Raw genomic sequence first — 14,148 nt, 5'->3', positions numbered from 1 at the left:
CCTTTGCTCCAATGAACAAACAGATTACAAGCATACAAAACCCCCTTATTCGACAACTTGCTCAATTAAAAGACAAGTCGCGCGAGCGTAAAAAAGCAGGTCAGTTTTTAATTGAAGGCAAACGCGAAATTTCATTAGCTATAAAAGGTAGTTATGAATTGGAAACTATTTTGTTTTATCCCGATTTATTTTCTCATGAACAATTAAATGATTTAACCAATAAACAAATTAATACTATTGAGATCTCAAAAGAAGTGTATCAAAAACTGGCTTATCGAGATACTACTGAAGGTGTTTTAGCTATAGCAAAAAACAAAAGTCATTCGGTTTCAGATATAGAATTCAAAACTAAAAAACCATTAGTGTTAGTTGCTGAAGCTCCAGAAAAACCTGGGAACATAGGTGCGATTTTGCGAACTGCAGATGCAGCTAATGTGGATGCGGTTATTATAGCCAACCCAAAAACCGATTTATACAACCCAAACATTATTCGTTCTAGTGTGGGTTGTCTGTTTACAAATCAAATTGCTACTGGAAATACATCTGAAATTATTACATTTTTGAAATCCAAAAACATTAATATTTACTGTGCTGCGTTACAAGCTTCTGTAAATTATCATACTCAAGATTTCAAGAAACCTACAGCTATTATTGTGGGAACTGAAGCTACAGGCTTAAGTGACGAATGGCTGGAACATGCTACTCAAAACATTATTATTCCAATGCAAGGTGAAATAGATTCTATGAATGTATCTGTTGCTGCAGGAATTCTTATTTTTGAAGCCAAAAGACAGCGAAATTTTATTTGAAAATATCGTAATAACCAAAATACAAATTTCAATTAAGTACACTTTTGGAGTTTGGAATTTAATCATTGGAATTTGAACTATATGACAGCAAACACTTTATTTTATATAATCATCGGTATTATTATAATCAATTTCATAGTTGATAAAATTTTAGATGCCCTAAACGCCAAACATTTTAACGATACACTTCCTGAAGATTTACAGGATGTTTATGATGAATCAGAATATAAAAAATCGCAAAATTATAAAGCGACTAATTATAAGTTTGGATTACTTACATCAACCTTTTCTATTTTATTAACCTTAGGATTTTTACTATTTGATGGCTTTGAATTTGTAGATAACATAGCTAGAGGTTACAGCGAAAACCCAATTATAGTTGCCCTTATGTTCTTTGGTATTATTATGATTGGTAGCGATATTTTAACCACACCTTTCTCCTATTACAGCACCTTTGTTATTGAAGAACGATTTGGATTTAACAAAACAACCATTAAAACATTCCTATTAGATAAGATAAAAGGGTGGCTTATGATGGCTATTGTTGGTGGTGGTATTTTAGCTTTGATTATTTGGTTTTATCAAGTAACAGGTAAACACTTTTGGTTATATGCTTGGGCATTAGTTGCCGTTTTTACCTTGTTTATGAATATGTTTTATTCTAAACTTATTGTACCACTTTTTAATAAGCAAGTGCCCTTAGAAGCAGGGACTTTACGTAATAAAATTTCAGCCTATGCCAAAACAGTTGGTTTTAAGCTGGATAAAATTTTTGTGATTGATGGTTCTAAACGCAGTACCAAAGCCAATGCCTATTTTTCTGGATTTGGCAGTGAAAAACGCGTTACACTTTACGACACTTTGATTAATGATTTAGATGATGAAGAAATTGTTGCTGTTTTAGCACATGAAGTTGGACATTATAAAAAGAAACACATCATTTTTAACTTGTTCGCCTCTATTTTATTGACAGGATTAACACTATATATTTTATCCTTATTTATTTCGAACCCTTTATTATCTCAGGCTTTGGGTGTTGAGACGCCTAGTTTTCATATTGGATTGATTGCTTTTGGACTCCTCTACTCACCTATTTCTGAAATTACAGGTTTAGTTATGAATCTGTTTTCTAGAAGGTTTGAGTACCAAGCAGACGATTATGCTAAAAACACCTATAAAGGCGAACCACTTATTACCTCGCTTAAAAAACTCTCTAAAAACAGCTTAAGCAACTTAACACCACATCCTGCTTATGTATTTATGCATTATTCGCATCCAACGCTTTTGGAACGAATTATGAATTTGAGAAAGTAGATTTCTAGTGCATATGTGCTTAGCTAAGTCGTTTTTGTTTTGGTTGAAATTTAGTTTTATAAAAAAATTCGGCTAACTTCGTTTAACAATCGATAAAGTTCATTGAAATGAAACTTTATCTTTGCACTAAACGAACCCCCTCTATAAAGGAAAATACATATAATTAAAACTATTGGTTAGCGGACAAGTGCGTTAACGATTGAACGGCATGTTTGAAATTCTTTTTACTTTTCAGCAAAAAGATTGAGTAGTGAAATATTCATATTCACAAATTCCAAAATTTACAATAGAAATCTATGAGTAAAGCGTGTTAAAACACCCAAATAAAAATAATCCAAATAATAGTGTATCTTTGCGCCTTGAAACTCAAGACGAGTTTAAATTCCTCAGGGTGAGGATGTGTTGCTAGAAGTTTAAGGTTAAGTATGTCGATGCACTTCTTTATGTAACACAACATAACATAATCGCATACATTAAACAAGAATGAGCACATTCCAAGATTTAGGTCTTAATGACGACCTATTACAAGCTATTACAGATTTAGGATTTGAAAAACCTAGTGAAGTACAAGAAAAAGCAATCCCCATTTTATTAGAATCTGAAACCGACTTAGTGGCTTTAGCCCAAACAGGAACAGGCAAAACAGCAGCATTTGGTTTTCCGATGTTAGAGAAAATTGATGTGGCTAGCAGAACCACGCAGGGTTTAATTTTATCGCCTACCAGAGAGCTTTGTTTACAGATTACCAACGAGATGAAATTGTATGGTAAATATTGTAAAGGACTTAACGTGGTGGCAGTTTACGGTGGGTCTAGTATTACAGACCAAGCACGTGAGATTAAACGTGGTGCACAAATTATTGTGGCGACTCCGGGACGTATGAAAGATATGATTAACAGACGTTTGGTTGATATTTCTAAAATCCAGTATTCGGTTTTAGATGAGGCTGATGAGATGTTAAACATGGGCTTTAAAGAGGATATTACTGATATTTTATCGCACACACCAGAAGATAAAAACACGTGGTTATTTTCAGCAACTATGCCCAGAGAAGTATCTAGAATTGCTAAAAACTTTATGCATAACCCACAGGAAATTACTGTTGGAAATAAGAATGAGAGTACAAGTAATGTGTCTCATGAATATTATTTAGTAAATGCTAGAGATAGATACCAAGCGTTGAAACGTTTAAGTGATGCTAATCCTGATATATTTTCGGTTATTTTTTGTAGAACAAAACGTGATACACAAAAGGTTGCTGAAAAACTGATTGAAGATGGGTATAGCGCTGGGGCGTTACATGGAGATTTGAGTCAAAATCAGCGTGATATCGTGATGAAATCGTTTAGAAATAAACAAATCCAAATGTTGGTAGCTACAGATGTAGCTGCTCGTGGTATTGATGTTGATGATATTACACACGTTATAAATTACCAATTACCTGACGAGATTGAAACCTACACTCACCGTTCTGGTAGAACTGGACGTGCTGGTAAAAACGGGATTTCAATGGTCATTGTTTCTAAAAGTGAAGTGCGTAAAATTAAAAGTATTGAGCGCATTATTAAACGCCAATTTGATAAAAAAGAAATTCCTGATGGTGCTGATATTTGCGAAGTGCAATTAATGTCACTTGCTAACAAAATACACAACACAGAGATTAATCATGAAATTGATAAACATTTAGCTAACATTAACGAGCTATTTGCTGATACGGATAAAGATGAATTGATTAAAAAATTCTTCTCGGTTGAGTTTACACGTTTTTATAACTACTATAACAAATCTAAAAACTTAAATGTTTCTGAAGACTCTAGAGACAGAGAAGGCGGACGCGATTTTGGAGGCAGTAAAAATTCTACGCGCTATTTTATAAATGTTGGCGGTAAAGATGGCTTTGATTGGATGAAGTTAAAAGACTTCTTAAAAGAACAATTAAACCTGGGTAGAGATGATGTTTTTAAAGTGGAAACTAAAGATAGCTTCTCATTTTTTAATACTGAAAATGAATTAAAAGAGAAAGTCTTAGCACATTTTACCGACTTTAAGCACGAAGGGCGTTTTGTAAATGTTGAAGTGTCTGAAAACCGTGGCGGCGGCGGAAGACGTCGTGACGGAAAACGAGGTGGAAAACGTGATGATGGAAGAAGACGTGACGATAGACGTGGTGGTAAACGCGATGATAAAAAAGGAGCTTCTGGAAACCGAGGTGATAGACGCAGAAACGAAAGCGACTCAAAACCTAGACGTTCAAATTCTAGTGATTTTGGAAGCTCTAGACCGAGGCGTTCTAGAAGATAAGCCTAAACTTTTTTGTTAATTTTAAGTCAAAAATAAAACATTACCGTATTTTTTGCCGTTTTGTTTAGTATTTTTGGTATTGAACTTAAGCCTATGAAGAATTACATCTTATTCGTTACTTTTCTGTTAACTTCTACTATTTGTATAGCTCAAGAAGCAGACAAAGTCTTAGGAGTTGTAATTAATTCAGCAGACGATTCCGCTCTTGAAAGCGTAAACATCGTTAATCTTAATCAGGTTATAGGTACAACTACTAATAATAAAGGAGAATTTAGTATTTCTGCTGAAGTTAACGATACTCTTCACTTTTCATATTTAGGTTTTAAATCCATTAAAGTTAGGGTAACCAATGACTGGTTAAAATTTGGAAGTTCAAAAATTGAATTAACGGAATTAGCGCTTGCTCTTGAAGAAGTTGTTGTAAATCAATTAAAATTAACAGGTTATCTAGAAGTTGATATAAAACAAGTCCCTATCATTAATGATAATTACCGCTACAGTATTTCTGGATTAGAAGGTACTGGATATGAAGCTAGCAAAAAATCGGGTTTAACCAAAGTCATAGGTTCTATTTTTAACCCTGCAGACTTTTTACATCGTATGTTTGGTAAGAAACCAAACGAGTTGCGTAAACTTAAAAAAATGAAGCAAGATGATGAAATAAGAAATTTATTAGCATCGCGATTTGATAGGGAAATGCTTACCGTACTACTCCAAGTGGATCGTGTTGATTTAGATGAAATTGTAAGCCAGTGCAACTATTCAAAAGGGTTTATACAAACTGCTAACGATTTACAAATTCTAGATGCCATTAGCGAATGTTATGAAGAGTATAAATTACTTAGTAGAGGCCGAAGTAAAAGATTATAATTCTAAAAAACATTTAAGAAAGTATGTCTTGAAACTAGCCTAGCATATTCATTGCTTAATTAGTTATCTTCTAATATGTTTTTTAGGCTAGCTAAACCCTCCTCAAAATCTTTTCCAACTGTTTTTTCAAAGTTAAAAAACAACATGAAAATATTAAACGGAATAGGGTTATTTCCAGAAAAGCCCCAAGTAACCTCAGTTTGGTTTCTGTCGAGTTTAAGAACCCTTATATGGGCCTCTGAAACTGATTTCCAAGGTTTAAAAAACCTTAATTGCGATTTTATTTCTTCATTATCTTTAATTTCAAGTATTTCCTGCTCACCAATTCCAACATCATGATTACCTTCCCATTTTACAATAAACCCTACTTCCCCATCATTTCCCAAATACTCTTGTTTCATATTTGGATCCTTTCTTTTCCAAGGCGACCAATAGTCTTGGTTCTTAATATACTTTAAATATTGAAACACTTCCGAAAGTCGCCTTTTAATAACAATACTTCTATTCACCTCATAACTTTTCGGTGCTATTAACACTAAAAACACAAATACAGTAACAATGACAATAATAGCATAAAGCACAATATACATGATAACAACTTGTTAATTAAAGCTTTAAAGTTAATAAATTTATTACGGATTATAAAAACGATCTACAATATCATCATAACTCTTTATTGTTTTTTCACACCAATCTAAACGCTTATCATGCATTTCGTTTTTAGATAATTGCCAATTAACATCCGTTTGTCTTAGTTTTGAAGTAACATACTGTAAAATTATAGCTGCAGATACCGAAATATTCAAACTCTCGGTAAAACCAACCATAGGTATTTTTAAAAAACAATCGGCAGCGTCCAAAACGTCTTGAGATAACCCTTCCGTTTCTCTTCCAAAGAAAAAACATGATTTTTTAGTAACATCAAAATCTTGTAATTCACAATTATTAGCATGCGGTGTTGTTGCCACAATTTGATAACCTTTATTTTTTAAATCCGAAATACAATTATTTACAGAATGATATCGGTTTAAATCAACCCACTTTTGAGCTCCCATAGCAATTTCCTTATCAATACGTTTTGAATTTTGTTCTTCCACAATATTGACTTCCTGTATACCAAATACATCACAACTGCGTATTACCGCACTTGTGTTATGGAGCTGATACACATCTTCTGTAGCTACCGTAAAATGCTTGGTACGCTGCAATAAAACGCTTTCAAAGCGATCTTTTCTATGTTCAGTTAGATAAGATTCGAGATGATTTAGGAGCTTTAAGTCTGTCATTATTAGTAAAATTTTATCTAAGTTATTAAATTTGATGAGATTATCATCGTCACAGGAATGACAAAAGAACAATTTTATGAAACACATCATAGTACTTACAGGAGCTGGTATAAGTGCAGAAAGCGGTATTAAAACCTTCAGGGATGCTGATGGGTTGTGGGAAGGTCACGATGTTATGGAAGTTGCTACACCTGAAGGTTTTGCTACAAATCCAGAATTGGTTTTAGATTTTTATAATCAACGCAGAAGGCAGCTTTTTGAAGTTAAACCCAACCAAGCACACTATGAGTTAGCTGAACTTGAAACCGATTTTAAAGTCACTGTTATTACCCAAAATGTTGATGATTTACATGAACGTGCCGGAAGCACGAATGTGATTCATTTGCACGGCGAATTGCTTAAAGCTAGAAGTACTATTGATACAAACGCTATACAGGAATGGAAATCTGATTTAGTTTTAGGTGATTTATGTGATAAAGGGCATCAACTTAGACCTCATATTGTTTGGTTTGGTGAAGATGTTCCCATGATTGAAAAAGCAGTAAGCATTTGTGAAACCGCTGATATATTAATCATTATTGGAACGTCTATGCAAGTCTACCCAGCAGCAAGTTTGATGCATTATGTTCCTGAAAATACACCTGCTTATTTTATTGATCCCAAACCTAATATAGATAGCAAAACAGGTTTAACGGTTATTGCTGAAACCGCTACGGTTGGAATGAAAATATTAAATACCTTTTTAAAAAATTAATCTACTTCTAAAACAGTAATGGGCAAATCTTGTGTGCCTGCATAAAACACAACAATTTCAGTAGGTTTTTTACCTTCATTTATACCATAATGTATTTTATTTACAAGTTCAACAATAACATCACCTTCCTTTAAAATTAAAATATTATTATTAATATCTACAACCTTTAATTCTCCTTTTAGCAAAACCCCTGAGTTAATTACTGGGTGATAGTGTTTATGAAGTTTTGTTTTAGGAGGAATAGTGATTTTTAGTACAGTAATTTTTGGTTTACCCTTTGGATAATTAGGAAGCACATCACCATTCCAACTTTTAGAAGTCTCGGCTAATTTAACAACTTTAATAGTTTTTAATTTATATGAAGCACATGACGATAAAATCAAAAAACTAAGGATAAACAATGTGTTTTTCATTACAATTCGGTGTCTAATTTTTATTTTTCTCTTCAATCCATTTACTCATAAACTTAGTGCTTTGTAAGGTATGGTGTTGCAACATTTGACCTGTAAAATTGTTAAGTCGTTTTTCATTGAGTTGTTGAACCGTTTCTTCAATTGAAATTAAAAATTTGTTTTGATGTGCTGCTTTCCAAAAACGTGTATTAATAATACTAAACCCATTTGCCTGCTTTTCATTCCAAAGGTTTTTATTTTCATATAACAGTAGAGCTTTATTTGCAAATTCTTGTGGACTGTCCTCAACAAAACCATTAGTTTCAATATCACCAAACATCCCTTCTGCTCCAACTGTTGATGTAATACATGGTGTTCCATTTTGCATAGCATCTACTAATTTGCCTTTTAAACCTGCTCCAAAACGAACGGGTGCCAAACAAATTTTAGCCTGTTGCATAACTTCACTTGCATCTTCAGTAAAACCCATAATTAAAAAACCTTCCTTTTCGTTATGAAGCTGATTTACTTTTTGAGATGCATAAGCGCCATATATTTTTAAATTAACCTCAGGTAATTGCTTTCTAATTAATGGCCAAATAGTTTCTTTTAAATACAAAACGGCATTATAATTGGGGGCATGCAAAAAATTACCAATAGTTACAAAATGACTTCGGTCTTCAAATTCTAGTAAGCTTTTAATGGCTTCATCTGAAATTTTGTCTAACATAAAAGGTAAATAAAACAATAAGGATTCATCAACTTTAAAATCATTTTTAAGAATATCCATTTCAGCTTCAGAAATAATCAAACTTAAATCACATCTATAAATACTTGCTATTTCGCGTTTTGCGGTATCATTGAATAAATAGGTTGTATCGAATGGTTTACCATCCTTAAAAGCTTGTTGTCTCCCTTTTCTTAAACCATGTAAATCTTCGGTATCTAAAAGTCGTAAAGCATTAGGGCAATGCTCCACAACTCGCCATCCAAATTGTTCCTCCATCATAAAACGGTCAAACAGAACCACATCGGGATTTAAGCCTTTTACAAAACCATCAAAAGAAGAATTATTTAATTCTATAGCCGCTTGTAAAATACCAATACTCTCTAAATTAAAAGCATTATCACTTTTCGCACAAGGGCTCGCAAAAGTTATTTGATAGTTTTCAGATTGAAAAACTTCAATAAGCTGCATCATCCTACTACCAGCTGCAGAACTTTTGGGCTCTGGCCATACAAAACCTATAATCAATAATTTTTTATTCATAAAAAATTCCAAAATATCCAAATTTCAAAAAAACTAAATTCAAAATGAAAAACAGTCCATATTGGAGTTTAAAGTTTATATTTTTGATATTAGAGCTTTACTCAGGTTTGGGGGCTAAAGTGTATTTTAGCCTCACGAGTTTGGCCCAATTCAAAACAGATTTTATTTGTTGATCTGTCAATTTGGCTTTAGTATGCGTCCATGTATATGATTTTAAAGGCATGTTTTTAGCTTCAACCATTTCTATAAGTTCTTCAAATTTATGGTCTTTTCGATTTGTAGAATTGTCTGCCCAGTTAGACATATTAAAATGCTTTTTCCCGTCCTTTATATGTCCTGCCAACCAATAATTTACTGGAGTTATACTATTATACCAAGGGTATCTGGTTACATTACTATGGCAATCGTAACACGTTTCTTTTAAAATATTTTTTACGTCTTCTGGCGGATTAGTTTCAACTAAGAAAGCATCTATAGAACTTAAATCACCAACATTTTTTTCAGGGCCAAAACATTGGATTAGCACAAACACAATTAACAATAGAATGCCTCCTTTTTTTATAATTTTCATTTTAATACTTTTATTGTATAAAAATAAGAAAATCGTTTTGACTACAACTGAACTATACAAAGAATTAAACTATGTAAATCACTCACGTGAAAAACGGTTACATTATGCCCATTTAATGCAAAACAATCCTAGTTTGGTTCCCAAATTATTGGAGATTCTCTTTATGGTTGATGACAAAATATCGCCTCGAGCCGCATGGGTCTTTGAATTTATGTGTAACAATGATATTGACACCATAATACCGTACTTAGATATATTTACCAAAAACATGCAAAAAATTCATTTAGACTCTGCGGTTCGACCAGTGGCTAAAATTTGTGAATTTCTGGCAAAAGCCTACACCTCTAAAACAGATAATAACATCAAAAAAGCACTTACCGAAATACACAAGGAGCGTATTATTGAAACCTGTTTTGATTACATGATTAATGATGAAAAAATCGCACCAAAGGCTTATTCTATGAATACCTTATTTTTATTTGGAAAAGAATACGATTGGGTACATCCTGAATTGGCACTTATTCTTGAACGCGATTTCCAAATGCAAAGTTCTGGTTTTAAGGCCAGAGCCAAACATATTTTAAAAAAAATCAAAAAAAATCCCAAGCCTTAAATATCAAATTCTATTCATTCCAATATTTGAGTCAAAAATCGTAAATCAAAAAGTGTAAAACGTAAATCAAAAACGTATCTTTGCAACTTTAAAAAATCAAACTAATATGTCATTATCAGCATTAAACGCCATCTCTCCAATTGATGGACGATATAGAAGTAAAGTTAGCGAGTTAGCTCCTTATTTTTCTGAGGAAGCCTTAATAAAATATCGTGTTTTAGTTGAAATAGAATATTTTATTGCACTTTGTGAAATCCCGTTACCACAACTTCAATCTGTTGATACTAATATTTTTGATAATTTAAGAGCTATTTATAACGATTTCTCATCGGAAGATGCGCTGGCTATTAAAAAAATCGAAAGCATTACTAACCATGATGTTAAGGCGGTTGAGTACTTTATAAAAGAAAAATTTGACGCCTTAGGTTTATCAGAATACAAAGAGTTTATTCATTTTGGACTTACCTCTCAAGATATTAACAATACAGCTATTCCTTTAAGTATTAAGGAAGCCATGAACACGGTTTATGTTCCTGAATATTTAATAGTTTTAAGGAAACTTAAGGAATTATCTAAAGATTGGACTGAAGTGTCCATGTTGGCAAGAACACACGGGCAACCAGCCTCCCCAACGCGACTTGGTAAAGAAATTGAGGTTTTTGTAGTACGTCTTGAAGAACAATTTAATTTATTAAATGATATACCAAGCGCAGCAAAATTTGGAGGTGCAACGGGTAATTTTAATGCACATCATGTGGCTTATCCTAATATTGACTGGAAAGCTTTTGGTCGTACATTTGTACAAGAAAAACTAGGGTTACAGCACTCGTTCCCAACAACTCAAATTGAGCATTACGACCACATGGCTGCCCTGTTTGATACTTTAAAACGTATTAATACCATTATCCTTGATTTAGACCGAGACATATGGACTTACGTGTCTATGGATTACTTTAAGCAAAAGATTAAAGCTGGTGAAGTTGGAAGTTCGGCAATGCCGCACAAAGTAAACCCTATAGATTTTGAAAATTCTGAAGGAAACTTAGGGATTGCCAATGCCATTTTCGAACACCTTTCTGCTAAACTACCTGTTTCTAGATTACAACGTGATTTAACGGACAGCACCGTTTTACGTAATGTTGGTGTTCCATTTGGGCATACTCTAATTGGCTTTAAATCTACTTTAAAAGGCTTAAATAAGTTATTGCTAAATGAAAGTAAGTTTGCTGAGGATTTAGAAAACAACTGGGCTGTTGTGGCCGAGGCCATTCAAACCATTTTGCGTCGTGAGGCTTACCCAAATCCTTATGAAGCTTTAAAAGGCTTAACGCGAACAAATTCTAAAATAAATAAAGATTCTATTTCCAATTTTATTGACACTTTAGAGGTCTCTGATACAATAAAAGAAGAATTAAAGCGTATTACACCTAGTAACTATACTGGAATATAATATTTATGTTAAACGATAAGCAAGCTTTAATTCTTACGGGTATTTTGACCATAAGTTTTTTTGTGTTCGGCATACTAGATGTTCTAAATAATTTTGTGGTTTTAACAGCTCTTACCATTATATTTTTTAGCATTATTATCAACCTTTTTTATTTGAACTACAAACCCAAAAAAGATGTTGATAAACAAAAAGAGATAAAATAAAAAAGCTTCCAAAATGGAAGCTTTTTTATTGATATAATGGACTATAAATTACTTAAAGAAATTCATAATATCTTCTATTTGATCTTCGCCAATATTGGCTTCTTGTAACGCTCCTATTAAGGTTACCATTTTATCAGGACTCATATCATCACCTAAAATCCTAACAATTCCAAAACCTAGTTCTTTAGAGCTTCCAAAAACAATCACTTCATCGGCAGTATCATCTGTACCAATATACTTTACTGAAATTTTATTGCCTTTATCGCTAAACTCCATTAAATCGTTATACTTACTATCACTTAAAATCGTTTTAACTTTTGCAAATTCTGCGTTAAATGTTTCAGTATCTGTTTCATTGGTTTTGTAACCCAAAAAATTCAACTTACTTACAGACTTATAAGCTTCGTTTTGATCTTCTGTAAAATTGGTCTTATCGATTTTCATCATAGACAGAGGAATATCTTGCGATATAAAGTTTTTTGCCTCTTGATGGTCTACATAATAACGCTGTAAGCTTTCACCTTTACCGCAGCTTGTTAAAACAACTGCGGTTAATAAGGTGTATACTAAATATATGATTGTTCGTTTCATGATTGATGACTTACTTAGTTAGCTTTGTTTAAATGCTTTCCGCCTGGGATATTCATTTTATCGGTAAGCTTAGATATTTCATTAAGATCAATATCGCCAGTAAGTGAAACTATTACGGTTTCAATTTTACGTTCCTTTCCGTTAATTTCAATCTTATCTTCCATAACTTTATCAACACCATTTACAAAAATTAAAAGTTCTTTTACATGGTCTGCATCTTTACCTTCTTTTACATAAAACTTCACTTCGGTACCATCATCCTTAACTTCCATTAATTCTTCTAAGGCACTTGAACGCGATTTTACCCACTTTGAAATATCTGCTGAAATGGATGTATTATCTGTTACTATAGTTTTAAAACTCGTGATACTTTTTACCATATCCATATACGCCTTTGCTTCTTCATCTTCAACATTAATACCCATTTTGGCTATCATTTGAAACATTTTGGGTTTTATAGACACATAGGTAACATCTGAGTCATCACTATATTTTTCAAAGATATTTTTTTGAGCCATCCCTGTTAATGGTAATAACATTATGGCCATTACGAATACTATTAATTTATTTTTCATTGTTCTTGTTTTTAATGTATTTAAATTTTTCATCATTTTTTGATTAACTAATTTTTAAAAATTATACCTGTTGTGTTTTCAATTTCGTTAAGATACCCAAGTGTTGAAGTACCTTTATTGACTTCATTTAAATATCCAACGGTTGATGTGCCTTTATTAAAGTGACTGGAAATCATTTCTAATGATTTTGAAACTTCGTTAAAAGCTAATTGTGGGTCTTCAATGGTACCTAAATCATTGTTAAATGATTTGCCAAAATAAAACCCTAATGTAAGAACTACTACTGCTGCAACAGAAATCCATTTGTAATTAAAAATTGTCTTAGTTTTTAATGGAACGTCTTTAGTAAATTGTTCTTGCTGGTTTACCAAAAAATAGTCGAACATGGGTTTGTACATTTCTAAATGAGGTGCTACAGTGTCGCTGGAAAAATAGTTTTTCAACACTTGCTCTTCTTGTAGAGTGGTTTCCCCGTTCTCGTATTTTTCAAGTAAATTTTCTATATTATTTAATACCATAATTATGTGTATTAGTTAATTTTTCTCGTATTGTTTTTCTTGCTCTAGATAAGTTTACACGTACTGCTGTATTGTTCATATCCAGCATTTTGGCAATCTCATCATAATCATATTCTTCTATATCTCTAAGTTGAATGATCATTTTTTGTTGTTCAGGTAAATCTTCTATAATTTTTGCTACCCAGTTTACACTATCATTTAATTCAACTTGTTTTTGTAATGGTGTATTTTTCTCTTCATAATTACTATGAACAATTTTTAAGTTTTGTGCTTGTTTAGATTTTAATTTATCAAAACAAAAATTCTTGGTCATGGTCATCGAAAACGCTTCTACATTTTTATAATCTTGTATTTTTGCTTTATTTTTCCATAATTTCAACAAAACCTCTTGCGTTGCATCTTCAGCTTCTTCTGTAGATACGAGCAATCGCTTAGCTAAACGAAATACTTTATCCTTAAAAGGCATTACAATATTTAAAAACTCTGTTTGAGTCATTTTGGTTTGGTTTAATTAAAACAGCTTAGTTATGGCTATTTGATATTACGACGACCACATATATGTTTTGTTACATCACTAATAAAAAAAATAAATATTAGGGCGTAACCCTATCGGGTCGGGCTTTCACAAGTC

General features: G+C 32.5%; 16 protein-coding genes. 7 read left to right on the top strand and 9 right to left on the bottom strand.

Going from position 1 to position 14,148, the window contains the following annotated elements; translation table 11 throughout:
- Positions 1 to 11 precede the first annotated feature (11 nt).
- From ABD941_RS14190 to ABD941_RS14175, 4 genes are all read left to right on the top strand, one after another.
- Positions 12 to 809, top strand: coding sequence for a TrmH family RNA methyltransferase (locus ABD941_RS14190; RefSeq protein ID WP_345274798.1), 798 nt, complete (start codon positions 12 to 14; stop codon positions 807 to 809).
- 81 nt (positions 810 to 890) lie between these two features.
- Positions 891 to 2,123: a M48 family metallopeptidase gene (locus ABD941_RS14185; protein WP_345274797.1), complete on the top strand. Its 1,233-nt coding sequence runs from the start codon at positions 891 to 893 to the stop codon at positions 2,121 to 2,123.
- Positions 2,124 to 2,606: 483 nt separating this feature from the next.
- Complete coding sequence (locus ABD941_RS14180) at positions 2,607 to 4,424, top strand: DEAD/DEAH box helicase (protein WP_345274796.1); 1,818 nt, start codon at positions 2,607 to 2,609, stop codon at positions 4,422 to 4,424.
- Between the two features lie 93 nt (positions 4,425 to 4,517).
- A complete protein-coding gene (locus ABD941_RS14175) occupies positions 4,518 to 5,294 on the top strand; it encodes a carboxypeptidase-like regulatory domain-containing protein (protein WP_345274795.1) in 777 nt (258 codons plus the stop codon).
- 59 nt (positions 5,295 to 5,353) lie between these two features.
- On the opposite strand, the gene ABD941_RS14170 is transcribed toward ABD941_RS14175, so the two are convergent.
- Positions 5,354 to 5,884, bottom strand: coding sequence for an SRPBCC family protein (locus tag ABD941_RS14170; RefSeq protein ID WP_345274794.1), 531 nt, complete (start codon positions 5,882 to 5,884; stop codon positions 5,354 to 5,356).
- 42 nt (positions 5,885 to 5,926) lie between these two features.
- Entirely contained in the window at positions 5,927 to 6,580 is a 654-nt protein-coding gene (locus tag ABD941_RS14165) for a TrmH family RNA methyltransferase (RefSeq protein ID WP_345274793.1), read from the bottom strand.
- 76 nt (positions 6,581 to 6,656) lie between these two features.
- On the opposite strand from ABD941_RS14165, the gene ABD941_RS14160 reads away from it, so the two are divergent.
- The gene (locus ABD941_RS14160; RefSeq protein ID WP_345274792.1) at positions 6,657 to 7,334 is read left to right on the top strand and encodes an SIR2 family NAD-dependent protein deacylase; all 678 of its coding nucleotides are present in this window, start codon (positions 6,657 to 6,659) and stop codon (positions 7,332 to 7,334) included.
- Here ABD941_RS14160 and ABD941_RS14155 read toward each other — a convergent pair.
- From ABD941_RS14155 to ABD941_RS14145, 3 genes are all read right to left on the bottom strand, one after another.
- Complete coding sequence (locus tag ABD941_RS14155) at positions 7,331 to 7,747, bottom strand: cupin domain-containing protein (RefSeq protein WP_345274791.1); 417 nt, start codon at positions 7,745 to 7,747, stop codon at positions 7,331 to 7,333. The genes ABD941_RS14160 and ABD941_RS14155 overlap by 4 nt on opposite strands.
- Positions 7,748 to 7,760: 13 nt before the next feature.
- Positions 7,761 to 8,996 (bottom strand): glycosyltransferase family 4 protein, encoded by a 1,236-nt coding sequence (locus ABD941_RS14150; RefSeq protein WP_345274790.1) that lies wholly within the window; start codon positions 8,994 to 8,996, stop codon positions 7,761 to 7,763.
- 97 nt (positions 8,997 to 9,093) lie between these two features.
- Positions 9,094 to 9,567 (bottom strand): heme-binding domain-containing protein, encoded by a 474-nt coding sequence (locus ABD941_RS14145; RefSeq protein WP_345274789.1) that lies wholly within the window; start codon positions 9,565 to 9,567, stop codon positions 9,094 to 9,096.
- Between the two features lie 37 nt (positions 9,568 to 9,604).
- Between ABD941_RS14145 and ABD941_RS14140 the strand changes: the two genes are divergently transcribed.
- Positions 9,605 to 10,180 (top strand): adenylosuccinate lyase, encoded by a 576-nt coding sequence (locus ABD941_RS14140; protein WP_345274788.1) that lies wholly within the window; start codon positions 9,605 to 9,607, stop codon positions 10,178 to 10,180.
- A 106-nt stretch (positions 10,181 to 10,286) separates the two neighbouring features.
- Positions 10,287 to 11,630 carry an adenylosuccinate lyase gene (purB, locus tag ABD941_RS14135; RefSeq protein WP_345274787.1) on the top strand — a complete coding sequence of 448 codons (1,344 nt, stop codon included), beginning with the start codon at positions 10,287 to 10,289 and terminating at the stop codon, positions 11,628 to 11,630.
- 251 nt (positions 11,631 to 11,881) lie between these two features.
- Here purB and ABD941_RS14130 read toward each other — a convergent pair whose 3' ends face one another.
- From ABD941_RS14130 to ABD941_RS14115, 4 genes are read right to left on the bottom strand one after another with little or no spacing between them, the layout of a single operon-like run.
- Entirely contained in the window at positions 11,882 to 12,424 is a 543-nt protein-coding gene (locus tag ABD941_RS14130; protein WP_345274786.1) for a DUF4252 domain-containing protein, read from the bottom strand.
- Positions 12,425 to 12,438: 14 nt separating this feature from the next.
- Complete coding sequence (locus tag ABD941_RS14125; RefSeq protein WP_345274785.1) at positions 12,439 to 12,999, bottom strand: DUF4252 domain-containing protein; 561 nt, start codon at positions 12,997 to 12,999, stop codon at positions 12,439 to 12,441.
- Between the two features lie 47 nt (positions 13,000 to 13,046).
- A complete protein-coding gene (locus ABD941_RS14120) occupies positions 13,047 to 13,517 on the bottom strand; it encodes a hypothetical protein (protein WP_345274784.1) in 471 nt (156 codons plus the stop codon).
- Positions 13,504 to 14,013, bottom strand: coding sequence for an RNA polymerase sigma factor (locus ABD941_RS14115; protein WP_345274783.1), 510 nt, complete (start codon positions 14,011 to 14,013; stop codon positions 13,504 to 13,506). Before ABD941_RS14115 ends, ABD941_RS14120 begins: the two co-directional genes overlap by 14 nt.
- Positions 14,014 to 14,148 lie beyond the last annotated feature (135 nt).

Origin of the sequence: Flaviramulus aquimarinus (assembly GCF_039543205.1) — a bacterium.
GTDB classification, from domain to species: domain Bacteria; phylum Bacteroidota; class Bacteroidia; order Flavobacteriales; family Flavobacteriaceae; genus Flaviramulus_B; species Flaviramulus_B aquimarinus.
The sequence above is the reverse complement of the archived record's forward strand: the minus strand, read 5'-3'. Positions and strand labels throughout refer to the sequence as shown.

What these genes read in the sequence shown, in the direction of transcription:
- ABD941_RS14190 (WP_345274798.1), top strand. Translation starts at nt 12, where the DNA reads ATGAACAAACAGATTACAAGCATACAAAACCCCCTTATTCGACAACTT.
- ABD941_RS14185 (WP_345274797.1), top strand. Translation starts at nt 891, where the DNA reads ATGACAGCAAACACTTTATTTTATATAATCATCGGTATTATTATAATC.
- ABD941_RS14180 (WP_345274796.1), top strand. Translation starts at nt 2,607, where the DNA reads ATGAGCACATTCCAAGATTTAGGTCTTAATGACGACCTATTACAAGCT.
- ABD941_RS14175 (WP_345274795.1), top strand. Translation starts at nt 4,518, where the DNA reads ATGAAGAATTACATCTTATTCGTTACTTTTCTGTTAACTTCTACTATT.
- ABD941_RS14170 (WP_345274794.1), bottom strand. Translation starts at nt 5,884, where the DNA reads ATGTATATTGTGCTTTATGCTATTATTGTCATTGTTACTGTATTTGTG.
- ABD941_RS14165 (WP_345274793.1), bottom strand. Translation starts at nt 6,580, where the DNA reads ATGACAGACTTAAAGCTCCTAAATCATCTCGAATCTTATCTAACTGAA.
- ABD941_RS14160 (WP_345274792.1), top strand. Translation starts at nt 6,657, where the DNA reads ATGAAACACATCATAGTACTTACAGGAGCTGGTATAAGTGCAGAAAGC.
- ABD941_RS14155 (WP_345274791.1), bottom strand. Translation starts at nt 7,747, where the DNA reads ATGAAAAACACATTGTTTATCCTTAGTTTTTTGATTTTATCGTCATGT.
- ABD941_RS14150 (WP_345274790.1), bottom strand. Translation starts at nt 8,996, where the DNA reads ATGAATAAAAAATTATTGATTATAGGTTTTGTATGGCCAGAGCCCAAA.
- ABD941_RS14145 (WP_345274789.1), bottom strand. Translation starts at nt 9,567, where the DNA reads ATGAAAATTATAAAAAAAGGAGGCATTCTATTGTTAATTGTGTTTGTG.
- purB (WP_345274787.1), top strand. Translation starts at nt 10,287, where the DNA reads ATGTCATTATCAGCATTAAACGCCATCTCTCCAATTGATGGACGATAT.
- ABD941_RS14130 (WP_345274786.1), bottom strand. Translation starts at nt 12,424, where the DNA reads ATGAAACGAACAATCATATATTTAGTATACACCTTATTAACCGCAGTT.
- ABD941_RS14125 (WP_345274785.1), bottom strand. Translation starts at nt 12,999, where the DNA reads ATGAAAAATAAATTAATAGTATTCGTAATGGCCATAATGTTATTACCA.
- ABD941_RS14120 (WP_345274784.1), bottom strand. Translation starts at nt 13,517, where the DNA reads ATGGTATTAAATAATATAGAAAATTTACTTGAAAAATACGAGAACGGG.
- ABD941_RS14115 (WP_345274783.1), bottom strand. Translation starts at nt 14,013, where the DNA reads ATGACTCAAACAGAGTTTTTAAATATTGTAATGCCTTTTAAGGATAAA.